Raw genomic sequence first — 23840 nt, forward strand, 5'->3', positions numbered from 1 at the left:
TTCTGTTCTTTTCAGGCTGCGGCTTGGTCAGCGGCTGGTTCGGCTGGCTTGGCTGGCTTGGCTTGTGGCGCCATCGGGAAGCCCAGCTTTTCGCGCGAGTCGTAATAGGCTTGCGCCACCAGGCGCGACAGCGTGCGCACGCGGCCGATGTAGGCGGCCCGCTCGGTCACCGAAATCGCGCCGCGCGCGTCCAGCAGGTTGAAGCTGTGCGAGGCCTTCATGATCTGCTCGTAGGCCGGCAGCGTGAGCGCCAGTTCGACCAGGCGCTTGGCTTCCGATTCGTGGTTCGCAAATGCCTGGAACAGCATCTCGGTATTGGAGTGTTCGAAGTTGTAGGTCGACTGCTCGACCTCGTTCTGGTGGAACACGTCGCCGTAGCTCAGGCTCTTGGTCTTGCCGTCTTCCTGCCACTCGGTCCAGACCAGGTCGTACACGTTCTCGACGCCCTGCAGGTACATGGCCAGGCGCTCGATGCCGTACGTGATCTCGCCCAGCACCGGCTTGCAATCGAGCCCGCCCACTTGCTGGAAGTAGGTGAACTGCGTGACTTCCATGCCGTTGAGCCAGACTTCCCAGCCCAGGCCCCAGGCGCCCAGCGTCGGGCTTTCCCAGTCATCCTCGACGAAGCGCACATCGTTCTTTTTCAGGTCCAGACCCAGTGCCTCGAGCGAACCGAGATACAGGTCGAGGATATTCTCGGGCGCGGGTTTCAGCGCAACCTGGAACTGGTAATAGTGCTGGAGGCGGTTCGGGTTCTCGCCGTAACGGCCATCCTTCGGACGGCGCGATGGCTGCACATAGGCGGCGCGCCATGGCTCCGGACCGATCGCGCGCAGGAAGGTACCGGTGTGGAAGGTGCCGGCGCCGACTTCCATGTCGTAGGGCTGGAGCAGTGCGCAACCCTGTTTGTCCCAGTAGGACTGCAGGGTGAGGATGATTTGCTGGAATGTGAGCATGTCGAGTGGAACGCGGCCCGTGGACCGTGAACGCGGTATGTTTGCCAAATGGCCAATTCTACTGAATTTCTTCCCACCTCTGGGAGCTGTTTTGCGTAGGGTGGACGGCTATGCCGTCCACGCGGTGATCGATAACGTCAACAAGACGCACAGGTTGACGAAGCCGCCTTCGATTTCGTCTGCTTCGGATCGACCTGTAACCATCACCGCGTGGATGGCATAGCCATCCACCCTACGCTTTCTTGCGCAGATAACGCCGCCCGGCAAACCACGCGCCAAGCAGCATGCATGCCCCCAGCAGCAGGAACGATGCGCTGCCCAGGCGAATGAACGGTGTCATGCCGGTCGCGCCGCGCACGGTGGCGGCGAGCACGCCGTCGGTGTAGAACGGCAGTGCGTGCGTGAGATTGCCGCGGCGGTCGATGATGGCGGTGGCGCCGTCGTTGGTCGCGCGCAGCATCGGGCGGCCCGTTTCCAGCGTGCGCATGCGCGATATCTGCAGGTGCTGCGGGATGGCGACTGACTGGCCGTACCACGACAGGTTCGACACGTTCAGCAGCAGCGTCGCCGGTTGCGGCGCGTTGCGCAGCTGGTAGGCGATTTCTTCGCCAAACACGTCTTCATAGCAGATATTCGGCAGCACCAGCTGGTCCTTGACGGCGAACGGCGCCTGCAGCGCGGCGCCACGCGTGGCGTCATTCAGCGGAATGTCGAGCATGTCCGTCACCCAGCGGAAACCCGGCGGGATGAATTCGCCGAACGGCACCAGGTGCGCCTTGTCGTAGCGGTAGACGGTTGCCTGGGGCTGCGGCGTCAGCGTGACCAGGCTGTTGCCGTATTTGCCCGGACCGTCGAGCAGCGGCATGCCGATGGCCAGCGTGCTGCCGCTGGTGGTGGCGTAGCGCTGCAGACCGGCCAGGTAGCCATCCGGCAGGTGTTGCGGGAAGGTCGGAATCGCTGTTTCGGGCGTGGCGATCAGGTCGGCCGGTGCGGCCGTGATCAGGCCCTGGTAGCGGGTGAGGATACTGTTCAGGAATTCGGCGTCGAACTTGCGGTCTTGCGCGATATTGCCTTGCAACAGGCGCACGCTGATCGGCTGGCCGACATCCTGCGTCCATTCGACAGTGCGCAGGCCTGCGCCGCCCAGTAGCAGGGCGGCCATCAATCCCATTGCAGGCCAGCGCGCGCGCTGGGTCAGCATGGCGAAACAACCGGCGATGATGCCCACGACGATGCCCATGCCGTACACGCCGATCAGCGGCGCATAACCAGCCAGCGGCGCGAGATCATGTGCGTAGCCGGACGAGGCCCACGGAAAACCGGTGAATACCCAGCCACGCAGCCATTCCGACACGCCCCAGGTCACGGGCAGCACCAGCAGCAGGAAGGCGGCCACCGGCAGCGACCAGCGGCGACGCAGCCAGGTGGACACGCCCGCCGTGAAGGCGCCCCACAGGCCCATGTACAGACACAGCAGCGTCAAGCCCACCACCGCCAGTACTGCCGGCAAGTGGGCAAAATCGGTCATGAAGACATACAGCCAGTGCACGCCAGCGAGCGTCCAGCCAAAGCCGAAGGCCCAGCCGATCAGCGTGGCGCGCTTGACGGACGGGCTCATGCCGATCTGGTAGAACAGCCAGGCCAGCGACAAGAATTGCAGCGGCCACCAGCCAACCGGCTGGAATGACAGGAGCGACGAGGCGCCGGCGAGTGCGGCGCCCAGCAGCAGCAGGGCCGAAGGCTTGTTGGCGCGCAGCGCCGGGACCGGCGCTGCGGCTGGGGAGGTACGGCGACGCAGCATCAGTCGTGGTCGTCGTCCGCCAATGGCAGTTTTTCGACCAGCAGGACGTGAATCTGACGCGCGTCGGCGCGCAGCACTTCGAAGCGCACACCGTGCAGATCGACTACTTCGCCCTTGTGGGGCATGTGGCCGAGGTGGCTGGCGACCAGGCCGCCGACAGTGTCGACGTCGTCGTCCGGCAGGTTGGTGCCGACTTCGTCGTTGAACTGCTCGATCTCGGTGAGCGCCTTGACGCGCCAGCGCGGGCCAAGCTGGCCTTCGCGGATCGAAATCACATTGTCTTCTTCTTCGTCGAAATCGTATTCGTCCTCGATGTCGCCGACGATCTGCTCGAGCACGTCTTCAATCGTGATCAGGCCGGCCACGCCGGAATACTCGTCGACCACGATCGCCATGTGATTGTGGTTGGCGCGGAAGTCGCGCAGCAGCACGTTCAGGCGTTTCGATTCGGGAATGAACACGGCCGGGCGCAGTTTGGTGCGCACGTCGAACGATTCTTCGGCGTAATAGCGCAGCAAATCCTTGGCCAGCAGAATGCCCACGACCTTGTCGCGTTCGCCTTCAATGGCCGGGAAGCGGGAGTGGGCGGTCTCGAGCACGTAGGGCATCCACTCTTCGATGGGCTTCGTGATATCGATCACGTCCATCTGGGAACGGGGCACCATGATGTCGCGCGCGGACAGGTCGGACACCTGGAACACGCCTTCGATCATCGACAGGGCGTCGGCATCGAGAAGGTTGCGTTCGTGGGCGTCGTGCAGCACTTCAAGCAGCTCTGCGCGGTTTTCAGGCTCGGGGGAGATGAATGCGGTCAACCTTTCCAGCAGGGACCGATGGGGTTTGGCGTCCGGACGGACGTCACTGGGATACTCGGGCATAGTTGGCGAGAAGCCGTTGTTGCGATGGGCGTAGGATACACCAAAAGGCCCATTGCCTGTTTTTGATGCAGGCGTGCGGCCTGAGCGGCGGGCGCGCCGCCGCTCAGGCCAGGCTGACGTTATTCAGTCCGCATACGGATCCGGGAACCCCAGCACTTCCATGATGTCGCGCTCGAACTGTTCCATTTCTTCGGCATCGTCATCGTTGTCGTGGTCCCAGCCCTGCGCATGCAGCACGCCGTGCACGACCAGGTGCGCCGTGTGTTCCTCGACGGTTTTCTTTTGCTCGTCGGCTTCGCGCTGCAGCACGTCGGTGCACAGGACGATGTCGGCCTTGACCGGATCGTCCTCGGCCAGGTCTTCATCTTCGTTGTAGGCGAAGGTGAGGACGTTGGTCGCGTAGTCCTTGCCGCGATACGCCAGGTTCAGCGCCTGGCCTTCGGCCGCGTCGACAAACCGCAGGGTCAGTTCGGCCGGGCCGAGCAGGGCAGACTCGACCCAGGTACGCAAGGTAGCCTCGGGCAGCAGGCTTTCCAGGCGTGGGTCGGCAAACTGCACCTCGAGTTCAAGCGGATGTTTTTTTTCTTGCATTTTTCACCGGGATCGGTTTGGGGAGATCGGCCAGTTCCTGCACTGAATTGTCGGATTCGTAGGCATCGATGATACGCCCGACCAACGGGTGGCGCACCACGTCCACGCTCGAGAACTGGGAAAAGGCGATGCCGCGCACATCCCTGAGCACGTGCATGGCGTCGACCAGGCCGCTGCGCTGGTTCTTGTGCAGGTCGACCTGGGTGACGTCGCCCGTGATCACGGCCTTGCTGCCAAAGCCGATGCGGGTCAGGAACATCTTCATCTGCTCGACGGTCGTGTTCTGCGCTTCGTCCAGGATGACGAACGCGTGGTTCAGCGTGCGTCCGCGCATGTAGGCCAGCGGGGCGATCTCGATGATCTGCTTTTCGAACAGCTTTTGCGTGCGGTCGAAACCGAGCAGGTCGTACAGCGCGTCGTACAGCGGACGCAGGTACGGATCGACCTTTTGCGCCAGGTCGCCCGGCAGGAAGCCCAGGCGCTCGCCGGCCTCGACTGCCGGACGGGTCAGGATGATGCGCTTGACGGCGTCGCGTTCGAGTGCGTCTACCGCACAGGCCACGGCCAGATAGGTCTTGCCGGTGCCGGCCGGGCCCACGCCGAAGGCGATGTCGTGGTTCAGTACATCGTTGAGGTACTGGATCTGGTGCGGCGTGCGCCCGCGCAGGTCGCTGCGGCGGGTTCTCAGGGCCGGGCTGTCGACGTCGTTGGGCGCAATGTCGTCCTGCGCGTCGGCCTGTGCCACGTCGGGCACGGCCTTGACGGCCTTGACGCCCTTGATGGCGCGCGGCTCGCCGCCTGGCGCCTCAAGGCTGCGCGGCTTGATGCCGGCGCGCTGCTCGACCAGGGCCAGCTGCACTTCTTCGATCGGCACGACCTTGTTGGCGACCGCGTAGAAGCGTTCGAGCAATTCGACGGCGCGTTCGGCATTGTCGCCGGTGACGATGAATTTCTCGCCACGGCGAAATACGGTCACGTCGAGCGCGGCCGAGATCTGGCGCAGGTTTTCATCGAGTGGACCGCACAGGTGGGCAAGCCGCGTGTTGTCGAGCGGCTCAGGAATGAAGTACGAGGGCTGGGTTGGCTGTGTTTTCAACTGGCGATGGCAATCGTATCAAGGTTGGCGACGAGTTCGCCGCGCAAATAATAATCGTGGCTGGCGCTGATGCGCACATCGACCAGTTGGCCGATGAGCTGGACACCCGCTGCATCCACGGGGAAAAGAACCACGCGGTTGTTCTCGGCGCGGCCCTGGAGCTGGGTTACATCTTTCTTGGCATAGCCTTCGACCAGCACGCGCTGCACGGTGCCGACCATGGCGGCGCTGTGCTTGCGGGTGTTGGCGTCGATCAGGGCTTGCAGGCGCTGCAGGCGCGCCAGCTTGACTTCGTGCGGCGTGTCATCGTCGAGGTTCGCGGCCGGCGTGCCGGGGCGCTTGCTGAAGATGAAGCTGAAGCTGTTGTCGAAATTGACGTCGGCCACCAGTTTCATCATCGCTTCGAAGTCGGCCTCGGTTTCGCCGGGAAAGCCCACGATGAAGTCGGACGAGAACGTGATGTCCGGACGCACCGCACGGATGCGGCGGATGATCGATTTGTATTCGAGGCCCGTGTAGCCGCGCTTCATGGCCGACAGGATCCGGTCCGAGCCATGCTGCACCGGCAGGTACAGGTGGTTCACCAGTTGCGGGATCTTGGCGTAAGCGTCGATCAGGCGCTGGCTGAATTCCTTCGGGTGGCTGGTCACGAAGCGCAGGCGCTCGACGCCGGGAATGTCGGCGATATATTCGAGCAGCAGCGCAAAGTCGGCGATCTCGCCGTTTTCCATGGTGCCGCGGAACGCATTCACGTTCTGGCCCAGCAGCATGATTTCCTTGACGCCTTGCGCGGCCAGGCCCGCCACCTCGGTCAACACGTCCTCGAAGCGGCGCGACACTTCTTCGCCACGGGTGTACGGGACGACGCAGTAGCTGCAGTACTTGCTGCAACCTTCCATGATCGACACATACGCCACCGGGCCGTCGACCTTGGCCGGCGGCAGGTGATCGAACTTTTCGATCTCGGGGAAGGCGATGTCGACCTGGGCCACGCCGGATGCGCGCCGGTCGCTGATCAGCTTGGGCAGGCGGTGCAGCGTTTGCGGGCCGAACACGACATCGACGAACGGCGCGCGCTTGATGATGGCCTGGCCTTCTTGCGAAGCAACGCAGCCGCCCACGCCGATGACGAGGTCCGGCTTGTTGCGCTTGAGTTCACGCAGGCGGCCAAGATCGGAGAACACTTTCTCTTGCGCCTTTTCGCGGATCGAGCACGTGTTGAGCAGGATGACGTCCGCGTCTTCCGGCTTGTCGGTGCGTACCAACCCATCCGAGGCGCCAAGGACATCGACCATCTTGTCCGAGTCGTACTCGTTCATCTGGCAACCGAAGGTTTTGATAAAGACTTTTTTCTGCATGGAGAGGGTAGTTGGGGACGAATTGCTGTGCCGACAAGGCAGGGGAACCAGTTTACCGTAATTCGGTATTGACCCGATAAAAACACGGACAGGAAAGAACGGATCATTCAGAACGGAATGCTTAGTTTCCTTACCTAAAGTAATTATCGTTTTATTTACAATGTTAAATGTCCGCTAGCGAACATACTTTATTTTTGCCTCGCGATGGCATCGTATGCACCAAGTCTTTCTCTATGTAAATCAAAGAGTTCCATCATCATTCTGATTGGAAAAATTTATCAGGGAAATCTCTTGCGTGCGCCACAATGTGCCCCCATGTGCTGAAATGCAAACGTGACAAGCTTTCCATACGTTAGCTTGATTTCTGACAAGGAGTCACGTGCGCAGGGTCGGCCTCAGTCCGGCGTGCGCCGCCATAATTTGTTTGAAAGACAAGTGCGCTTGCAGAAACGACGTAGTGCACGGCAGGACCGGAATTCTTAAGGAACTACTCAGATTCGCCCTGTTTAATTCCTGAACACGTTCCGGGAACTTATGTTGAAGACATGTTGTCTTCTACTAAGGTTCACAAGGGAACTATTTTAACCAACTCGTGAGGTAATATCATGGCACAACAACATCACGCTCTGTCGTCGCAAGAGAGTTACAACCCGAACCATCTACTCGACATTCTGCTGGGCAAGATGCAACTGAAGAACGACGCTGCGCTGTCGCGCATGCTCGAGGTGGCGCCACCCGTGATCAGCAAGATTCGTCACCACCGTCTGCCGGTTGGCGCGTCGCTGCTGATCCGCATGCACGAAGTGACGGGCATGAGCATCCGTGACCTGCGTGACCTGATGGGCGATCGCCGCACCAAGTACCGTCTGTCGGATGCACAAGGCCGTCCAAAGCCAGAAGAAAAAGCAGCAGCCGCCGCTGCCGCAGCAGCCCAGCAGGCAGGCCAGCCAGCACAGGGTCAGGCAAACCAGTCGGGCGACGTGACGCCAAAAACCGGTAATTATGCGCACTGAAATCGTGGGCATGGCAGACGTGTCTGTCATGCCTTCGTTGTTGGCGTGCCGCGGCGCTGCCTGAGTGGCGCCGCACAGCAATTCTCCTCGTACTACCTGATTCCCACCAGTTGATTCCGTCCTGCGGCTTACGCCAACAGGATGGCGGTCATCTCTTCAAATTGCAGCTCCGTCTCGCGGAACACCTGCAACCATGTTTCCTCGGATAATCCCAGCGCCGTCCAGGCGACACTCGACATCGTCGGCACCACTTCGTGCGCATAGCCTGCCAGATCGAGCGCATGCGCGACCGCGCTTGCCACATGCACGATGGTGGCCAGGAAACCCGCACCCGGCATCTCCGGCTGGCCGTGGAATGCGATGGCCTGGCGCAGCGTGTCCGAAAATTGCCAATACTCCGCCAGCGCCCGGCCTGCCAGCACATGATCGACACCCAGCATGGCGCGCTCCGTCTCGAGCAGATCGCCATCGACGCGCTCGCATTCGCGCAGGACGGCGTCGTATTGCTCGGGGTAACGCGTCACCAGCACCAGGCGGCCGATCCCGTGCAACAGGCCGGCCGTGAACGCCACATCCGGATTGAAGTGCATGTGCCGCGCCAGCACCCGCGCGCAGGCGGCGGTGGCGATCGACAGGCGCCAGAACGCCTTGTCATTGAACGCCGGGCAGCGGCCGCTGGGAAAGCAGCCGGTGATCGATGCCGCCATGATCAGGTTGCGGGTGGCTTGCACGCCCAGGAACGTCAATGCCTGCTGAATCGTCGTGACCTTGACCTGCAAGCCAAAGGCCGACGAATTGGCAAGGCGCAGTGTTTTGGCAGTTAGCGCCTGATCGAGTGCCACCTTTTTTGCCAGCAAGGCCAGATCGGCATCTTCCTGGTCGATGCTGCCCAGCAGCTCCATCACGACAGCCGGCAGCGAGGGCAGGTCGTCCAGGCCGGCCGTCAATTCATCGAGGGTCATGGCGCCACCTGCCGCTCGAGCCGGTAATCCTCGACGTAGCGGCGCAGCAGGTTGCCGGCCCAGTCGTTGTCGTCGTCGCGGTCGTGGCGGCGGAACAGGGTGTCGAGCCGCGCTTGCACCGCAGCCGCATCCGGCGCGCGGTGCGCTTCGACGCGCGCCACCGGGATCATGTCGATTTGATGGCGCGCGAACGATGCGATGATCGCCTCACTCAAGATCGTGCCTTTGGCCAGCAGCACCAGGCCCTGGCTGTCGAGTAGCTCATCCGACAGCATCATGCCCGGCAGGGCGCTGGTCACCGGGACCAGGTCGTGATCGTCGCTCATAGTTTCCTCCATTCAATACTCAGGAGATGGTATCACCGGTGTGCGGGCAGATCACGACGGCGACGCAATATGTCGCGTTCATGCCGCAGCGCCTGTGGCTGGAGCGCGTCGCCAAAATGCTGTAGGCTTTTGCCATCCATCATTATTTTCAGGAACCCCGTGAAACTCTACTTCAGTCCCGGCGCCTGCTCGCTCGCGCCCCGTATCGCTCTGATCGCCTCCGGCCTGCCATTTGACAGCGAGCGCGTCAACCTGCGCACCAAGCTGACCGAAGGCGGCGAAGATTTCCGGGCCATCAATCCCAAGGGCTATGTGCCGGCGCTGGCGCTGGAAGATGGCCACCTGCTCACCGAGAGCCAGGTCATCCTGCAATACGTGGCAGACCAGGCCCCGGCAGGCGCGCTGGCGCCTGCTCCCGGCACGTTTGAGCGCTACGAGTCGATGGAATGGCTGGCGTGGACATCGACCGAGCTGCACAAGCGCTTTTCGCCCATCTTCGCACCGGGCGCGTCGAGCGAGGCCAAGGAATCCGCCTGGGCCACGCTGGCCGCGCCACTAACGTATGTGGCTGGCCAGATCGGCGACGGCGGCTACCTCATCGAGGACCGGTTCACCGTGGCCGATGCCTATCTGTTTACCGTGTTGAACTGGGTGGGGTTCACCAGCTTCTCGCTGGATAGCTGGCCGGCATTGCAGGCCTATCATGCGCGCATCAAAACGCTGCCCGCGGTGCAGGAAGCGTTGCGCCAGGAAGGGTTGCAGTAACATGGGGGCAGGGGCCGACACGGCGCCGCGCTTGCGCTACATTGCCCTGCTGCGCGGGGTAAACGTTGGCCGGGCCAAACGCATTGCGATGGCCGACCTGCGCAAGCTGGTCGAAGACCTCGGCTATACGGGCGTGCGCAGTCTGCTCAATAGCGGCAATATCGTGTTCGACGCCGCTATCCCACCCGTCGATGCGGCGCAACAGATCGAAGCGGCCATCGCCCTGCACCTGAATGTCAGTGCGCGCGTGTTCGTGTTTGCATGCGATGAAGTGGCTGAGATCATTGACGACAACCCCTTGCTGCACGTGGCTACCGACCATGCGCGCCTGTTCGTCTTCCTGCTGGCAGGTGCGCCGCAACGCGCGCTGGCGGCCGACTTGTGCGGCCAGGATTGGGCGCCCGAGCGCATGGCGCCTGGACGTCACGCTGTCTACGTCTGGTGTCCGCAAGGCTTGCTCGACAGCGCAGCCGCGGCGGCGCTCGGCAAGCGGCTGGGCGATGGCACCACGTCGCGCAACTGGAATACGATGATGAAGTTGCATGGCCTGTGCCGCACTGGCGCCGATTAACCGACGCCTGGCCGAATAAGCACTTGCCGCCTTTGGTGGAACACACTGTATTGCCCGACTTTGCCCGGCTGGTTTTTCAGTCGGCGCGCGCTTATTGGGATTTGCTGAGCAGTTGCAGAAATAGCCATCACTTTCGATACCAATAACGCCATATTGCATGCAGTCTGAAAAGTTGACTGTGGTAAATATGCAGCGCTCAGCAATATAGACAGTCATCTTCCAGGCATTTCATCATGCCATTCTCGCAAGAATGTCCGATTTATTTGACACACTCATCACGAATGCTGTCAGTCGGATAATCAATTCTCTTATCAAGACTTTCATTCGACTTAAATCGCGTCCGTTTTTGACTTTTTGGTATTTCCGGCAGTTTTTTTTGAAGGTATAGTCTTCTTACTCCCTTGCCGAAAAGCATCAAAAAGCAAGCTGCAACACCTCGAATTCGTCGGCCCTTTGCCGACACCGGCCACTGTTACCGGTGGCATGGCACCCCAGTCTCTCTTTGCTGTACGCATTTTCGACGAGTACACCTTATGCCCAATTTTTCCCGTCTTCAGATTGCATTCAAGAACGTCTACGTCCGCATCCTTGCCGTCATCCTGATGGGCATGCTGGTCACGCTGGCGATCTTCAAATCCAATGTGCCGCAGGACGCGCGCCCGGTGGTCCATTCGCAGAACATCGCCGAGATTACCGCACTGGCCAGCCAGAAAGCCCGGCTGGAATACCTCTTGATTGCCAAACCGCTGTCGGAAGCGCCGCGTTATATCTACAAGTTCAAGGATTCGGCAGCACTGAACGTGGTCAAGGTCCCGAGCACCTCGCACCTGTCGCTCGAGCGCGAAGTGCTGCTCAAGAACGCGATTCCGTATTCGATCGCCAAGGACGACTTCCTGGCAGCTCACGAAGCCGTGATGGACGAGGGCGAAAGCACGCTGGCGCGCGCCGGCGCCTTCTTCAAGCAGAACGCCTTCAATATCGCGATCGTGCTGCTGGTGCTGTACCTCATCAAATTCGGCATGCCGGGCACCGGCATGAGCGCATCGGTCATCACCCCGGACAAGCTCAAGGGCAGCATGGATGATCTGATCGGCATGGACGACATCAAGCAGGAAGTGCTGCACCTGGAAGAAATGATCCGCAACCGCGCCGAGTACCAGTCGCACAATATCGACAAGCCGTTCAACGTGATGCTCACCGGCCCGGCCGGCACCGGCAAGACCAAGCTGGTGGGCTACCTGGCCAAGCGCCTGAATTTGCCGATGATTTCGGCGTCCGGCTCGGCGCTCGAATCGGGCTATGTCGGCGGCGGCTCCAAGGCGCTCAACGCCCTGCATCGCAAGGCCTGCGCCAAGGGCAAGTGCATCATCTTCCTCGACGAAGCGCAGAGCCTCTTCATGCCGCGCGGGCGCAGCGAAAAGAAATGGGAAGACGACACCGCCAACACGATGCTTGGCCTGCTGGACGGCGTGAAAAGCGACAAGGGCGCGGGCGTCATCTGGATTGTCGCCTCGAACTTCGATGACAGCTCGACCGACATGGACGAAGCGATGCTGCGCCGCTTCTCGGTCAAGATCAACTTCCGCCTGCCGAACAAGGCCGAGCGCCGCGAACTGCTGCGCAGCTTCCTGTCGCGCAAGAAGGATGGCCTCGTCGACTGGAACGACCTGAACCTGGACCAGGTCGCCGAGATCACCCAGAACCTGAGCCCGGCGCTGCTGGAAACCGTGGTCGAACGCGCCAGCATGCTGTCGATCCAGGAAAAGACGATCATCAACACGAACCTGCTGTTCCGCGCCTACGAGCGCGCCACGATCGGCCTGACCGACCGCGCGACGACGCTCGACAAGCACAAGCAGCGCGAGCGGATCGCGTTGCACGAGCTGGGCCACTTTTTCATGCAGATCGACCCGTTCCTGCGCCAGGGCCTGACGCTGGCTGAAGTCAAGGAACGCTCGCACCTGCTCAAGATCAGCACCGAAGCGGTGTCGAAGATTGGCGCGCTGGGCTATGTGCTGCAATCGGGCGAAGACATGTCGCTGCGCACGCTGGAAGAACTCGAGCGCGACGTGGTGGGCCTGTACGGCGGCGTCGCGGCCGAAGAAATGTTCTACGGCCCGCGCGGTATTTCGGTGGGCAGCCAGAACGACATCGAGAAGATCACCAGGATGCTCAACCTGATGGTGAGCCGCCTGTCGATGTATTCGCGCTCGAAGATCGATTACAGCCAGTTGCAGAAGGATATCGGCGGCGAGCACACCGTGCGGCTGGTAGAAGAAAAGGCCGACGCCTTGTACAGCTACACGCTGGACGCGATCCGCGACTACAAGCTGATGATGGAGTCGCTCAAGGACACGCTGCTGGAGCAGTACGTGCTGTCGAAAGACGAGGTGTTTGCACTGCTGGAAGAGCGCAGCGAACTCCTGCTGCCGCAGCTGCACGGACAGCGCTGCGCGAAGCTGACCTTGTGCGAGGAAGAAGTGGCGGCGTAAGGCGGGTGCTGGCACTGGTGCGCTGAAGGCAGCCGGCGCGTCACGCGCGGGCAAAGTCGGCTAGCATGGCAGCATCGCCACAGCCGGGCCGCCCCGCATGCAAAAGTACGACGAACTGCGCAAGTCCAAACTGATCGCCCTCGGCTTCTTCGTCGGCGCAGCCGTGCTGTTCGTGGTCAGCCTGGTGCTGCCGCAGACCTGGTGGACGGGCCTCTTGCGCGCGTTTTCCGAAGCCGCCATGGTCGGCGCGCTGGCCGACTGGTTCGCGGTGGTGGCGCTGTTCAAGCGCATCCCGATTCCGATCATCTCGCGCCACACGGCCATCATCCCCGGCAACAAGGACAAGATCGCCGACAACCTGGCGCTGTTCGTGCGCGAAAAATTCCTCGACACCGAGTCGATCCTCAAGCTGATCCGCCGCCACGACCCGGTGCAACTGCTGGCCGACTGGCTGGCGAAACCCGCCAACACCGAACTGATGGGCGCGCACCTGGTGCGCGCCGCCACCTTCATGCTCGACTTCATCGAGGATGCACCGGTGCAGAACGTCATCCGGCGCGCGGTGCACACGATGGTGGGCAGCGTCGACTTGTCGAAATCCGGCGGCGCCATCCTCGAAAGCCTGACGCGCGGCCGGCGCCACCAGCAACTGCTCGACGAAGGCATCCGCCAGCTCGCCCATCTGCTGGACAACACCGAGACCCAGGGCGCCATCGCGGGTGGCATCGTCGACTGGCTCAAGGAAGACTACGCGCTGGTCGAACGCATGCTGCCGTCCGAACTCATTGGCCGCAAGGGCGCCGACATCGCCGTGCGCCTGGCCTCGGGGATTCTCAACAAGGTCGCGGCCGACCCCGCGCACCCGCTGCGTGAACGCTTCGACGAGAACGTGGCCGATTTCATCGAGCGCATGAAGGCCGATCCCGACTTCATCGCCAAGGCCGACGACGTCAAGCGCTACCTGCTCGAAGACGACACGTTCAATGGCTACGTCGGTTCGCTGTGGGCCGAGCTGAAGGTATGGCTCAAGCGCGATCTGGCCAGCGACGATTCGAGCATGCGCCGCCGCATCATCGGCATGGGCGCCTGGATCGGCAAGGCGCTGGGCGACGACCCGCAGCTGCGCCAGTCGCTGCAGGAGAACCTCGAAGCCGCCGCGCGCGGCGTGGCGCCCGAATTCGCAGGCTACCTCACGCGGCACATCGCCGACACCGTCAAGCAATGGGACGACCGCGAGATGTCGGCCCAGATCGAACTCAATATCGGCAAGGACCTCCAATACATCCGCATCAACGGCACCATCGTGGGCGGGATGATTGGCGTGGTCCTGTACCTGTTGTCGCACCTTCCCGCACTGCTGCGCTAAGCCAAGGAACCCGGATGCACACGCTCTCCCTGAACGACTGGCTCGCCGCCCACCCCGACATCGAAGCCGTGCCCGAGCGCGATCTGTACGTCGTGGCCCGCTACATGATTCCCGTGGACGCCACGCTGGCGCAGGGCTGCCTGGAAGCATCCGGCATCCCGGCGATGCTGGCCGACGCGCACCTGATGCAGACCGACCTGCTGCTGGCCCCTGCGCTGGGCGGCGTGCGGCTCCTGGTCCCGGCCGAGCATGTGCAGGCGGCGCACGAAGTGCTGCTGGCGCTGGCGCGCGGCGACTTTGCGCTTGACGAGGATGCGCCGGATGGCGAGTGGCGCACGCCGACCTGACGTGGCTGGAGCAAGTGCTGGCATCCGTGGTCTGGCGCACAAAACGCGCACCTGCAGCGGCGTAGGCTAATGCTGTCGTGGCCGGTCATCCCGGCTGGCCAACGCATTTGCTGACAGGAGAATCATCATGCCGCAGGGTGATAAATCGTCGTACACCGACAAGCAGAAACGCCAGGTCAAACATATCGAAGAAGGGTATGAGAAGAAGGGCGTCGGAAAGAAGGAAGCAGAGCGCCGCGCGTGGGCTACCGAGAACAAGGTCTCGGGTGGGGGCAAGAAGCATTGAGGCCGAGCCAAAGCAGTGCCGGCCCAACAAGAAGCCGCTGCATCGTTTGATGTAGCGGCTTTTTGTTGAGTGGAAAAGGCTTTGTCGGCAAGCCTCGACGCTCTGGTACTACGGCTGAGCTTGTGTCCGTTTGTCAGACCTGACCCTCGGTTTGCTGACCAGATCTGACGGTCGCTTCGAAGTGGTGGCCCAGTTATCACCATCGATCGCGACCATATGCATTGGTAATTAAATTTTTTCTTAAGAATGTTTTTTTTCTGCAACTGAGCGCATAATCAAGTCGCGACAATGGCAATACCCGATTTCACCCAACCGTTTTTTGTCAGGCGGACAGGCCATGCCAGCTAGGTACAATACTGCAACCAGACCAGCCTTCACGCTGGCTTTGGCCAGTGGCTGCATCCAATCCCGTGCACTCGCGCCGCCCCGCGTGTCCGCCACCGGCGCATCCCGATGAGCACGCCGATGATCGCTCCTGTCATCCTTCCACCCCAAGCGTTGCGTTCGCCTGCTCCGCACCGGCGCCTGTTGCTGGTCGACGACGAACCGAATATCCTGGCGGCGCTGAAGCGCTTGCTCCGGCGCGATGGCTACGAGGTGTTTTGCGCCGACAGCGGGGCCGCCGGGCTCGAGGTGTTGTCGAAGCACTGCGTCGATGTCATCGTTTCCGACCAGCGCATGCCCGGCATGCTGGGTGTGGATTTTTTGCGCCGGGCGCGTGCGCTCTGTCCCGACTCGATCCGCATCATGCTGTCTGGCTACACGGAGCTGCAGTCCGTGACCGATGCGGTCAATGAAGGGGCGATCTTCAAGTTTCTCACCAAACCCTGGAACGATACGCAATTGCGCGGGCATATCGCCGAAGGTTTCAGAATCAAGGAAATTGCCGACGATAACCAGCGCCTGCATCTGGAAATACGCAGCGCCAACCGCAAGCTGGAGCAATTGTTGCTCGAGAAGCAGGAGCAAATCCGCCTTGAGGAGACAGCCCTCGAGGTGGCGCGCGATCTGATGGAGCATTTGCCGCTGGCCCTGGTCGGCGTGGATGACAGTGGCATGATTGCCTTTGCCAACGCCTGCGCCAGGCGCCTGTTCGGTGCGCAGGTCGCCGTGCTGGGCGACGCCGAAGATGTGCACCTGGCCAGGCCAGCCAGCCAGGCGCAGGACATTCACAACAACCCTTACGACATCATCCGCTATCCGATGGGTGAACGCTCGGCGTCGCGCGGCACGCTGCTCACCTTCGTCCCGAGGCAGACACATGAATCGCGCTGACCCGATCCGAACCGAACCGTGTGCCGGGCCGTCCGGCCTGACGCCGCCTGGCTGTGCCACCGCGCTGGAGGGCGACTATATCGACCGCGTGCGCGCACTGCCGTCGCTGCCGCAGCTGGTGATGGAGCTGCAGGCGACGATGCAGCAGGAGGACATCGATATCCATACACTGGCCGAGCGCATCACGCTCGATGCCGCCCTGGCGGCGCGCATTTTGCGGCTTGCCAATTCATCGTTTTACGGCGTGTCGAGCAAAGTGGTGACGGTGCAGCAGGCAGTGTCCATCATTGGCGTTGCCAGCATCCGCACCCTGGTGACGGCGTGCTCGATCATCGGCAATTTCGCGCCGCACCGCGATGCTGCTTTCGACCTGGTGGGCTTCTGGCGCCATGCCACAGCGACGGCAGTGTGCGCGCGCGTGCTGGCGCCGTATATGCAGCTCAATCCGGAGCACGCTTTCATCGCAGGCATGCTGCACGATATCGGCAGGCTGGTCATCGCCACGCAGTGCCAGGAGCAATACCTGCAAGTGGTACGGTTTGCCCGTGACAACGATTGCAGCCTGCTGTTTGCGGAAAATGCCGTCCTCGGCATCGACCATGCACGCATCGGCAGTGCACTGGCCGCGCACTGGCATTTCCCCGCCCTGATCGGCGCCGCGGTCGCCGGTCACCACGAATGTGCAGGCGACGCTGCGCAGCCTGCGCTGACGGTGCTCATTGGTCTGGCGAATGCGCTCGCCCATGTTGTCGATGCACCCGGCGGATCGCTGGCGCCGCTGTCCTGTGTGCTGCCGTTCATGATCCCGGTGCCAGACGATGACTGGGACCGTGTGCGCGGCGAGATGGTGACCCTGTTTGGGGAGCTGTGCCAGGTGTTGACGCCATGAGCGCCCTGGCGTCCGCCCCGTCACCTGCGTCGCAGCCCAAAGTGCTGTGCGTCGACGATGAGCCCAACATCCTGTCGTCGCTGCGGCGGCTGTTGCGTGCCAATGGCTACCAGGTACTGGTTGCTGACAGCGGTGCCGCCGGGCTGGCAGTGTTGCAGCAAGAAGCCGTCGACGTGATCATTTCCGATATGCGCATGCCGCAGATGAACGGCGCACAGTTTCTTGCAGCCGCACGGGCCGCCTGGCCCGCCACCATGCGACTGCTGTTGACCGGTTACTCGGAAGTCCAGTCCATCCAGGACGCCGTCAATGCCGGCGAAATCTGTCGCTACATCACCAAGCCATGGGTCGACGGTGACCTGTTGATGGTGCTGCGCGATGTACTCGAGCGGCGCCAGCTGGAGCAGGAAAAAGTGCGCCTTGAAGCACTGACGGTGCAGCAAAATGCCCAATTGCGCGCGCTCAACCAGAGCCTCGAGGCGAAGGTCGAAGAGCGCACCCGGCTGCTGAAGCTGGAGCACGCCGCGACCATCGCCGCCAACGCCAAGCTGCGCCACAATTTTGTCGTCACGATCAAGATTTTTTCGAGCATGATCGAGCAGCGGGCCCACAACCTGCCGGGCCATACGCGCCAAATTGCCGAGCTCGCGCGCAAGATGGGCGCCGTGCTGGGCCTCGACACGCGCGACAGCCAGGATCTGGCAATTGCCGCACTGCTGCACGACATCGGCAAGATCGGCCTGAGCGACGCCATGTTGCAAACGCCGTTCACGGCATTGCAGGGCGAGACGCTGGGCCTGTTTCGCAGGCATCCGGTGCGCGCCGAAGAACTCTTGATGCCGCTGGAAGACTTACGCGGCAGCGCCGTCATCTTGCGCAGCCAGCTGGAGCGTTTCGACGGCAATGGCTTTCCGGATGGCCTGACCGGGCTCGCCATTCCAATCGGGGCACGCATCCTCGCCGTGGCAGTCGATTACTACAACCTGCAGCAGGGCGCCATGGTGCAGCGCCATCTGCGCGCCGACGAGGCAGTCACGTTGATCCTCGATGCTGCGGGCAAGCGCTACGATCCGCAAGTGGTGGCCGCGTTCCGGCAGGTTGTGAACAACAGCGACATGGGAATCGGTGCCGGGGTGGAGATGCTGTCGACCGAGCTGGTGCCCGGCATGGTGCTGGCGCGCGACATGGTCAGCCGCGACGGCCTGATGCTGTTGTCGGCCGACCATGTGCTCGACGCGCGCATCATCGCGCACGTGCGCGACTTCGAGCAAAAAGCGCGCTGCCGCCTCGCGATATGGGTGCACAATCCAACGGGGGCAGCATGAGCAGGATTTTACTGGTCGACGACGATCCACAGGTGCTGAATGCCTTGCAGCGCGCGTTGCGGCTGCTGTTCCAGCACGAACAGCTGCACATCGACGCCTTCACCAATCCGATGGCGGCGCTGGAACATATCTGCACATGCGACGTTGACCTGGTGATATCGGACTACCGGATGCCGCAGTTGAACGGTGCGGAGTTGCTGGAAGCGCTCAAGGAGGTGGCGCCGGATACCGTGCGCATCATGTTGTCGGCGTCGGCGGAATTCGACACCATGCTGCACACGATCAATCAGGCGCAGGCGTTCCGATTCATGCTCAAGCCATGGAGCCCGGTCGAGCTCGAAGAAAACGTGCGCCTGGCGCTGGCGCTGCGCGCCCGCCTGGTGGCAGCAAAAGCCGCTGCGCCCAGTGCCCAAGAGCTCGAGGCTGCGCGGCTGGAGGCGGAGGAACCCGGCATTCTGCACGTGCGGCGCAACGCCGACGGCGCTATCCTGCTGTAGCGGTCTGCTGGGGCGGGGTGACCGGCAGGTGCACGGTGAAGCGGGTGCCGACGCCTGGCTCGGACGCAACGTCGATGCGGCCGCCATGCCGGCTGACGATGCCATACGACAGTGACAATCCCAGGCCAGTGCCGCTGCCGACCGGCTTGGTTGTGAAAAAAGGTTCGAAAATCCGCTTCATGATGTCCGGCGGGATCCCGCTGCCATTGTCGCTCACCTCGACCCAGACCCAGCCGCCGGACCCGCCGGTGCGGATCGAAATGACGCCATCGCCCGTGAGCGCCTGCGCTGCGTTGACCAGCAGGTTCATGAACACCTGGTTGAGCTGGGACGACAGACACGTGATGGGGGGTATGTCCCCATAATGTTTTTCCACCCGCGCCCTGTACTTGATTTCGTTGGCGACGATGTTGAGGGTGCTGTCGAGGCCCTGATGAAGGTCGGCTACTTGCCAGACCGCGTCGCCGACGTGCGAAAAATCCTTGAGCGCCTGCACAATGTCCTTGACCCGCTTGAGGCCGTCCATTGATTCACCCACCAGGTCGACCACATCGCCTTTTAAAAACGCCAGGTCCACTTGATTGCGCACCTCGGCCATCTGCGCGGCAAGCTGCGGATGCGGCGCCGCCGCCAGTTCGTAGCGGTCGATCACGTCGAGCAGCGTCTCGACGTAGGTTTTCAGGGACCCCATATTGGAATTGACGAAGCCGACCGGGTTATTGATTTCGTGCGCAATGCCTGCCGCAAGCTGGCCGATCGATGCCATCTTTTCCGATTGCAGAAGCTGCTCGTGAGCATTGCGTAACTCGGCGATCAAGGCCTGCTGTTCGAGCCCCTTGATCTTCAGGTCTTCTTCCATTTGCTTGCGCAGCGTGATGTCGGTCAGCGACCCGATCACTTCGAGCGGCACCCCATTCTCGTCGCGAATCAGGCGCAGCGTATCGTGCATCCACAGATAGCTGCCGTCGTGGGCGCGGAACCGGTAATCATAGCTGCGCTGGCCCTGTGTGAAGATGAGTGCCAGGCTGGAAAAAATATGCGGGGCGTCGTCGGGATGGATGTGGTCGAACCAGAAATTCGGATCGGCCAGCATCTGCTCGGGGCGGTAGCCGAGCACATGGACGGCGTTGTTGCTGACGAACGTCATCTTGAAGTCGCCGCTGGGCACGGTGCAGTAGATGATCGCCGGCGTATTGTCGACGAGGTACTGGAATCGTTGTGGTGGCGACGCTTCCTCCGACGGATTGGCAAGGACGCGCGCAGACTGCGTGCTGGAAAAATCAAACTCTTCGAATTGCATGACGACCACCTTTCAAGATGCTGGCCCGCTTTCAAACAGATATTTCTCAAGAGAACTATACGTCAATTCAGCGTGCATGGACCATCAGGAAGGGGGCATGCGAGAAATAAACTTTGCTGACAGATGCGGGTTGCCCAGGTGCGCCGCCACGTCGCGGGATGGCAGCAGAAAGCCCTGCACGATGCGCAATTGTTCCAATACAGCACTGCTGCCGTGGCCGAAAAATCGTCGATTGCTGATGTGTCCGGCAAGTGCACTGGTCAGACACAACAGCGGTAGTGACACCGAGTGTTCCGTGTTATCGCCGGTACTGCACCCGAGGTCACTGCGCTGTGACCGGATAATTAGATGGCTGGGCCAATGGCGTGGGACGTTTGCAGGCACCGGAAGCCGGCGCTATTGTAGCGGAGCGGCTTCCGCAATTTGAACAGATGGACTTGAGCCACCGACCCCAACATGATGAGTGCTGTGCTCGAATCAGCGGAGCTGTATCACCGTAACGGGCGAAAGCAAAATGGCCTGACTCGTTGGAGCCAGGCCATCCGCCTTAAATCTGTGGTGGTGATAGGTGGACTTGAACCACCGACCCCAGCATTATGAGTGCTGTGCTCTAACCAACTGAGCTATATCACCGGAACGGGCAAAAGCAAAATGGCCTGACTCGTTGGAGCCAGGCCATCGCCTGAAATCTTTGGTGGTGATAGGTGGACTTGAACCACCGACCCCAGCATTATGAGTGCTGTGCTCTAACCAACTGAGCTATATCACCGCAACGGCAAGTATTATCCGGCGTGAGTGGATGGCTGTCAAGATCGCAGGTGCGTGTGGGTCACAAATAGTCGCCGCGCATGTCATTTTTCCAACAGCGCAAGGTGCGCCAGCATCGCGCTGGCCGGATCCGGCCCCAGGCAATCGATGACGATCCGGTCCGGCATCGCGCGCAGCCACGTGATCTGGCGCTTGGCCAGCTGGCGCGTGGCGATGATGCCGGTCTCGCGCAGCGTGGCGCGGTCGATGCGCCCGTCGAGATAATCCCAGGCCTGGCGGTAGCCCACGCAGCGGATCGACGGCAGCAGCGGCGACAGGTCACCGCGCGCCCGCAGCCGCGCCACCTCCGCCACCAGCCCGCTGTCGTCGCGCTGGCCCAGCATGGCGTCAAAGCGCTGCGCGATGCGCTTGTGCAGGACCGCGCGGTCATCGGTCTCCAGGCCAAACGAGACGAGCCTGAACGGTAGCACGGGCTTCGTGCGCAGCGCCAGCAGCGCCGACATCGGCTTGCCGGTCAGTTCGATGATTTCCAGCGCGCGGTTGATGCGCTGGGCGTCGTTCGGTGCCAGCCGGTCGGCGGTGACGGGGTCGAGCACGCGCAGCTTGTCGTGCATGCCAGGCCAGCCGATGCGCGCCGCCTCCGCGTCGAGTGCGGCGCGCAGCGCCACGTCGGCGGTCGGCAAGTCGTCCAGTCCCTCGACCAGGCCCTTGAAATACATCATCGTGCCGCCCACCAGCAGCGGCAGCGCGCCGCGCGCCGTGATCTCGGCCACCAGGCGGATCGCATCGTTCCTGAACTGCATGACCGAATACGCATCGAGCGGATCGAGGATGTCGATCAGGTGATGCGGCACGGCGGCCAGTTCGGCCGGCGTGGGCTTGGCGGTGCCGATGTCCATCTCGCGATACACCAGGGCCGAGTCGACCGAGATGATTTCGACGGGGCGCGTTTGCGCGATGCGCAGGGCGGCCGCGGTCTTGCCGGAAGCGGTCGGACCCATGATGGCCACGGCCAGCGGCTGGTTCATGTCCACCATCATTGGCCGCGCAAGAAGAGCTTGTCGAGCGCAGAGATCTCGAGCTGCACCCAGGTTGGGCGGCCGTGGTTGCACTGGTCGGCGCGCTCGGTGCTTTCCATCTGCCGCAGCAACGCGTTCATTTCGGGCTGGCTCAGGATGCGGTTGGCGCGCACCGCCGTGTGGCAGGCCAGGGTGCCCAGCAGCTCGTTGCGCCGTTCGATCAGCACGCGCGAGCCACCGAATTCGCGCACGTCGCGCAGCACGTCGCGCGCCAGCGTTTGCGCGTCGGCGTTTTTGAGCAGCGTCGGCACGCTGCGCACTGCCAGCGTCGTCGGTGACAGGGCCGCGATGTCAAAGCCCAGCGTTGCCAGCGTCTCCGCGTGCTCGTGCACGGTGGCGACCTCCATCGCGTCGGCGTAGAACGTGACCGGGATCAGCAGCGCCTGCACCTGCATTTCCTGGCCCTGCGCCTGGGCGTCGAGTGCATTCTTGATCTGCTCGTACAGGATGCGCTCGTGCGCCGCGTGCATGTCGACCAGCACCAGGCCGCGCGTGTTTTGCGCCAGGATGTAGATGCCGTGCAGCTGGGCCAGCGCGAAACCGAGCGGGAAGTCGTCGTTCGACAGCGGCTTGTCGGCCGCCGTCATCGGTACCGGCATCGGCGCCGGGCTCGACGCAGTGCCAGACGAACTGCTGGCCGCGTCGGATGCAAACAGCGCGCCGTAGGCTTCAAGGCGTTGGGGCACGCCGCCACCCGTGGCTGCATCGTCCCAGCGGCTGCCCGCTGCGTACGGCGATGGCGAGAAGGTCTGCGTCAGCTGCGCGCCAAACGAGGTCTGCTCGTGCGGGCGCTGCTGCGGCTGCGCTGGCGATTGCGACAACTGCCAGAGCGGCGTGCCGCTCGGGCGCACTTCGGCCGCGGTCATCGGCCCCGGCACGCTCCCGTGCGCGGTGGCCGACGTTTGCGCCAGCGTGCGCTGCACCGCGTGGAACACGAACTGGTGCACCGCGCGACTGTCGCGAAAGCGCACCTCGGTTTTCGACGGGTGCACGTTGACGTCGACCAGCGCCGGGTCGAGGTCGAGCGACAGCACATAGGCCGGGAAGCGGTCGCCGTGCAGCACGTCCTGGTAGGCCGCCTTGACCGCGTGCACCAGCACCTTGTCGCGTACGAAGCGCCCGTTCACGTAGAAGAACTGGCCGTCGGCGCGCGCCTTGGAGGCAGTCGGCAGGCCGACGTAGCCATGCAGGTGCAGCGGACCGGCCGCTTCGTCGAGCGCCAGACGCGCCTCGGCAAAATCGTTGCCAAGGATGTGGGCGCTGCGCTTGGCCGCTTCGCTGACGTTCCAGTGGTCGATCGTGCGGCCATTGTGCGACAGGCTGAAGGCGACGTCCGGGCGCGACAGCGCGATGCGGCGCACGACTTCGGCGCAGTGGGCGTATTCGGTCTGCTCGGACTTGAGGAACTTGCGCCGCGCCGGCGTATTGAAGTACAGGTCCTGCACGTCGATCGTGGTGCCGCAGGCGCCCGACGATGGCGCCACCACGCCTTCGTGCGAGCCGACGATCTCGAACGCGTGGGCGGCGTCGGCCGTGCGTGAGGTCACGCGCACCGATGCGACGGACGCAATCGAGGCCAGCGCTTCGCCGCGAAAGCCCAGCGTGCCCACGTTTTCCAGGTCGCTCAGCGAAGCGATCTTGGACGTTGCGTGGCGCGACAGCGCGAGGGGCAGCTGCTCGGGCGCGATGCCGCGGCCGTTGTCGGTGATGGCGATGCGCTTGACGCCGCCTTCTTCCAGGCGGATGGTGATCGTCGTCGAACCGGCGTCGAGCGCGTTTTCCAGCAACTCCTTGACGACGGCCGAGGGCCGCTCGACCACTTCGCCGGCGGCGATCTGCGAGATGAGCTGGTCGGGAAGCTGCTGGATGGGGCGGATGGTCGGGGCAGGGGCGTTCATC

General features: G+C 62.5%; 23 protein-coding genes and 2 tRNA genes. 11 read left to right on the forward strand and 14 right to left on the reverse strand.

The genetic code is table 11. The annotated features are described in order from the left end of the window. Nucleotides 1–11: 11 nt before the first annotated feature. From glyQ to miaB, 6 genes are all read right to left on the reverse strand, one after another. Nucleotides 12–956 carry a glycine--tRNA ligase subunit alpha gene (gene glyQ, locus AC56LV_RS16505; RefSeq protein ID WP_499559176.1) on the reverse strand — a complete coding sequence of 315 codons (945 nt, stop codon included), beginning with the start codon at nt 954–956 and terminating at the stop codon, nt 12–14. A 232-nt stretch (nt 957–1188) separates the two neighbouring features. Next, a complete protein-coding gene (lnt, locus tag AC56LV_RS16510) occupies nt 1189–2757 on the reverse strand; it encodes an apolipoprotein N-acyltransferase (RefSeq protein WP_499559178.1) in 1569 nt (522 codons plus the stop codon). Continuing rightward, complete coding sequence (locus AC56LV_RS16515) at nt 2757–3635, reverse strand: CorC family transporter (RefSeq protein ID WP_499559180.1); 879 nt, start codon at nt 3633–3635, stop codon at nt 2757–2759. The genes lnt and AC56LV_RS16515 overlap by 1 nt, the downstream gene beginning before the upstream one ends. 123 nt (nt 3636–3758) lie before the next feature. Next, entirely contained in the window at nt 3759–4226 is a 468-nt protein-coding gene (gene ybeY / locus AC56LV_RS16520) for an rRNA maturation RNase YbeY (protein WP_499559182.1), read from the reverse strand. After that, nucleotides 4201–5322 (reverse strand): PhoH family protein, encoded by a 1122-nt coding sequence (locus AC56LV_RS16525; protein ID WP_499559184.1) that lies wholly within the window; start codon nt 5320–5322, stop codon nt 4201–4203. Before AC56LV_RS16525 ends, ybeY begins: the two co-directional genes overlap by 26 nt. Next, nucleotides 5319–6680 (reverse strand): tRNA (N6-isopentenyl adenosine(37)-C2)-methylthiotransferase MiaB, encoded by a 1362-nt coding sequence (gene miaB, locus AC56LV_RS16530; RefSeq protein ID WP_499559186.1) that lies wholly within the window; start codon nt 6678–6680, stop codon nt 5319–5321. The genes AC56LV_RS16525 and miaB overlap by 4 nt, the downstream gene beginning before the upstream one ends. A gap of 605 nt (nt 6681–7285) precedes the next feature. Between miaB and AC56LV_RS16535 the strand changes: the two genes are divergently transcribed. Continuing rightward, complete coding sequence (locus tag AC56LV_RS16535; RefSeq protein WP_183556342.1) at nt 7286–7693, forward strand: hypothetical protein; 408 nt, start codon at nt 7286–7288, stop codon at nt 7691–7693. Between the two features lie 128 nt (nt 7694–7821). Here the strand turns inward: AC56LV_RS16535 and AC56LV_RS16540 are convergent, their stop codons facing one another. Both AC56LV_RS16540 and AC56LV_RS16545 read right to left on the reverse strand, forming a co-directional pair. After that, complete coding sequence (locus AC56LV_RS16540; protein WP_499559188.1) at nt 7822–8655, reverse strand: HDOD domain-containing protein; 834 nt, start codon at nt 8653–8655, stop codon at nt 7822–7824. Continuing rightward, nucleotides 8652–8981 carry a hypothetical protein gene (locus AC56LV_RS16545; RefSeq protein WP_499559189.1) on the reverse strand — a complete coding sequence of 110 codons (330 nt, stop codon included), beginning with the start codon at nt 8979–8981 and terminating at the stop codon, nt 8652–8654. The genes AC56LV_RS16540 and AC56LV_RS16545 overlap by 4 nt, the downstream gene beginning before the upstream one ends. A gap of 159 nt (nt 8982–9140) precedes the next feature. Here AC56LV_RS16545 and gstA point away from each other — a divergent pair, with 159 nt between their 5' ends. The 10 genes from gstA (at nt 9141) to AC56LV_RS16595 (ending at nt 18794) form a co-directional block, all read left to right on the forward strand. Next, nucleotides 9141–9746 carry a glutathione transferase GstA gene (gene gstA, locus AC56LV_RS16550; protein ID WP_499559191.1) on the forward strand — a complete coding sequence of 202 codons (606 nt, stop codon included), beginning with the start codon at nt 9141–9143 and terminating at the stop codon, nt 9744–9746. A gap of 1 nt (nt 9747) precedes the next feature. Next, the gene (locus AC56LV_RS16555) at nt 9748–10317 is read left to right on the forward strand and encodes a DUF1697 domain-containing protein (protein WP_499559193.1); all 570 of its coding nucleotides are present in this window, start codon (nt 9748–9750) and stop codon (nt 10315–10317) included. A 533-nt stretch (nt 10318–10850) separates the two neighbouring features. Further along, nucleotides 10851–12809 carry an AAA family ATPase gene (locus AC56LV_RS16560; RefSeq protein WP_499559195.1) on the forward strand — a complete coding sequence of 653 codons (1959 nt, stop codon included), beginning with the start codon at nt 10851–10853 and terminating at the stop codon, nt 12807–12809. A gap of 97 nt (nt 12810–12906) precedes the next feature. After that, a complete protein-coding gene (locus AC56LV_RS16565) occupies nt 12907–14175 on the forward strand; it encodes a DUF445 domain-containing protein (protein ID WP_499559196.1) in 1269 nt (422 codons plus the stop codon). A 14-nt stretch (nt 14176–14189) separates the two neighbouring features. Further along, entirely contained in the window at nt 14190–14522 is a 333-nt protein-coding gene (locus tag AC56LV_RS16570) for a putative signal transducing protein (RefSeq protein ID WP_183556349.1), read from the forward strand. 127 nt (nt 14523–14649) lie between these two features. Continuing rightward, nucleotides 14650–14808 (forward strand): hypothetical protein, encoded by a 159-nt coding sequence (locus AC56LV_RS16575; RefSeq protein WP_211524545.1) that lies wholly within the window; start codon nt 14650–14652, stop codon nt 14806–14808. A 465-nt stretch (nt 14809–15273) separates the two neighbouring features. Next, nucleotides 15274–16083, forward strand: a complete 810-nt coding sequence (locus AC56LV_RS16580; protein ID WP_499559198.1) for a response regulator — start codon at nt 15274–15276, stop codon at nt 16081–16083. Continuing rightward, on the forward strand, nt 16070–16972 hold the full coding sequence (locus AC56LV_RS16585) for an HDOD domain-containing protein (protein ID WP_499559200.1): 903 nt from the start codon (nt 16070–16072) through the stop codon (nt 16970–16972). Before AC56LV_RS16580 ends, AC56LV_RS16585 begins: the two co-directional genes overlap by 14 nt. Next, nucleotides 16969–18297: a response regulator c-di-GMP phosphodiesterase, NosR family gene (gene nosR, locus AC56LV_RS16590; RefSeq protein WP_499559202.1), complete on the forward strand. Its 1329-nt coding sequence runs from the start codon at nt 16969–16971 to the stop codon at nt 18295–18297. The genes AC56LV_RS16585 and nosR overlap by 4 nt, the downstream gene beginning before the upstream one ends. Continuing rightward, the gene (locus AC56LV_RS16595; protein WP_499559203.1) at nt 18294–18794 is read left to right on the forward strand and encodes a response regulator; all 501 of its coding nucleotides are present in this window, start codon (nt 18294–18296) and stop codon (nt 18792–18794) included. Before nosR ends, AC56LV_RS16595 begins: the two co-directional genes overlap by 4 nt. Here AC56LV_RS16595 and AC56LV_RS16600 read toward each other — a convergent pair. The 6 genes from AC56LV_RS16600 to mutL all read right to left on the reverse strand — a co-directional run bounded on the left by AC56LV_RS16600 (nt 18781) and on the right by mutL (nt 23839). Beyond that, nucleotides 18781–20094: an ATP-binding protein gene (locus tag AC56LV_RS16600; RefSeq protein ID WP_499559205.1), complete on the reverse strand. Its 1314-nt coding sequence runs from the start codon at nt 20092–20094 to the stop codon at nt 18781–18783. The genes AC56LV_RS16595 and AC56LV_RS16600 overlap by 14 nt on opposite strands. Nucleotides 20095–20178: 84 nt before the next feature. Further along, entirely contained in the window at nt 20179–20379 is a 201-nt protein-coding gene (locus AC56LV_RS16605) for a hypothetical protein (RefSeq protein ID WP_499559207.1), read from the reverse strand. A 271-nt stretch (nt 20380–20650) separates the two neighbouring features. Beyond that, nucleotides 20651–20727: transfer RNA gene (locus AC56LV_RS16610), tRNA-Met, on the reverse strand. Between the two features lie 59 nt (nt 20728–20786). Then, nucleotides 20787–20863: transfer RNA gene (locus AC56LV_RS16615), tRNA-Met, on the reverse strand. An 82-nt stretch (nt 20864–20945) separates the two neighbouring features. Then, nucleotides 20946–21890, reverse strand: a complete 945-nt coding sequence (gene miaA, locus AC56LV_RS16620; RefSeq protein WP_499559209.1) for a tRNA (adenosine(37)-N6)-dimethylallyltransferase MiaA — start codon at nt 21888–21890, stop codon at nt 20946–20948. Nucleotides 21891–21898: 8 nt separating this feature from the next. Then, complete coding sequence (gene mutL / locus AC56LV_RS16625) at nt 21899–23839, reverse strand: DNA mismatch repair endonuclease MutL (protein WP_499559210.1); 1941 nt, start codon at nt 23837–23839, stop codon at nt 21899–21901. Nucleotide 23840 lies beyond the last annotated feature (1 nt).

It is taken from the genome of Telluria sp. RB2R28 (genome assembly GCF_059685835.1).

What these genes read in the sequence shown, in the direction of transcription:
- AC56LV_RS16585 (WP_499559200.1), top strand. Translation starts at nt 16,070, where the DNA reads ATGAATCGCGCTGACCCGATCCGAACCGAACCGTGTGCCGGGCCGTCC.
- AC56LV_RS16570 (WP_183556349.1), top strand. Translation starts at nt 14,190, where the DNA reads ATGCACACGCTCTCCCTGAACGACTGGCTCGCCGCCCACCCCGACATC.
- AC56LV_RS16575 (WP_211524545.1), top strand. Translation starts at nt 14,650, where the DNA reads ATGCCGCAGGGTGATAAATCGTCGTACACCGACAAGCAGAAACGCCAG.
- AC56LV_RS16595 (WP_499559203.1), top strand. Translation starts at nt 18,294, where the DNA reads ATGAGCAGGATTTTACTGGTCGACGACGATCCACAGGTGCTGAATGCC.
- miaA (WP_499559209.1), bottom strand. Translation starts at nt 21,890, where the DNA reads ATGAACCAGCCGCTGGCCGTGGCCATCATGGGTCCGACCGCTTCCGGC.
- lnt (WP_499559178.1), bottom strand. Translation starts at nt 2,757, where the DNA reads ATGCTGCGTCGCCGTACCTCCCCAGCCGCAGCGCCGGTCCCGGCGCTG.
- AC56LV_RS16555 (WP_499559193.1), top strand. Translation starts at nt 9,748, where the DNA reads ATGGGGGCAGGGGCCGACACGGCGCCGCGCTTGCGCTACATTGCCCTG.
- AC56LV_RS16545 (WP_499559189.1), bottom strand. Translation starts at nt 8,981, where the DNA reads ATGAGCGACGATCACGACCTGGTCCCGGTGACCAGCGCCCTGCCGGGC.
- AC56LV_RS16560 (WP_499559195.1), top strand. Translation starts at nt 10,851, where the DNA reads ATGCCCAATTTTTCCCGTCTTCAGATTGCATTCAAGAACGTCTACGTC.
- ybeY (WP_499559182.1), bottom strand. Translation starts at nt 4,226, where the DNA reads ATGCAAGAAAAAAAACATCCGCTTGAACTCGAGGTGCAGTTTGCCGAC.
- AC56LV_RS16565 (WP_499559196.1), top strand. Translation starts at nt 12,907, where the DNA reads ATGCAAAAGTACGACGAACTGCGCAAGTCCAAACTGATCGCCCTCGGC.
- AC56LV_RS16515 (WP_499559180.1), bottom strand. Translation starts at nt 3,635, where the DNA reads ATGCCCGAGTATCCCAGTGACGTCCGTCCGGACGCCAAACCCCATCGG.
- miaB (WP_499559186.1), bottom strand. Translation starts at nt 6,680, where the DNA reads ATGCAGAAAAAAGTCTTTATCAAAACCTTCGGTTGCCAGATGAACGAG.
- AC56LV_RS16535 (WP_183556342.1), top strand. Translation starts at nt 7,286, where the DNA reads ATGGCACAACAACATCACGCTCTGTCGTCGCAAGAGAGTTACAACCCG.
- mutL (WP_499559210.1), bottom strand. Translation starts at nt 23,839, where the DNA reads ATGAACGCCCCTGCCCCGACCATCCGCCCCATCCAGCAGCTTCCCGAC.
- glyQ (WP_499559176.1), bottom strand. Translation starts at nt 956, where the DNA reads ATGCTCACATTCCAGCAAATCATCCTCACCCTGCAGTCCTACTGGGAC.
- nosR (WP_499559202.1), top strand. Translation starts at nt 16,969, where the DNA reads ATGAGCGCCCTGGCGTCCGCCCCGTCACCTGCGTCGCAGCCCAAAGTG.
- AC56LV_RS16540 (WP_499559188.1), bottom strand. Translation starts at nt 8,655, where the DNA reads ATGACCCTCGATGAATTGACGGCCGGCCTGGACGACCTGCCCTCGCTG.
- AC56LV_RS16600 (WP_499559205.1), bottom strand. Translation starts at nt 20,094, where the DNA reads ATGCAATTCGAAGAGTTTGATTTTTCCAGCACGCAGTCTGCGCGCGTC.
- AC56LV_RS16580 (WP_499559198.1), top strand. Translation starts at nt 15,274, where the DNA reads ATGATCGCTCCTGTCATCCTTCCACCCCAAGCGTTGCGTTCGCCTGCT.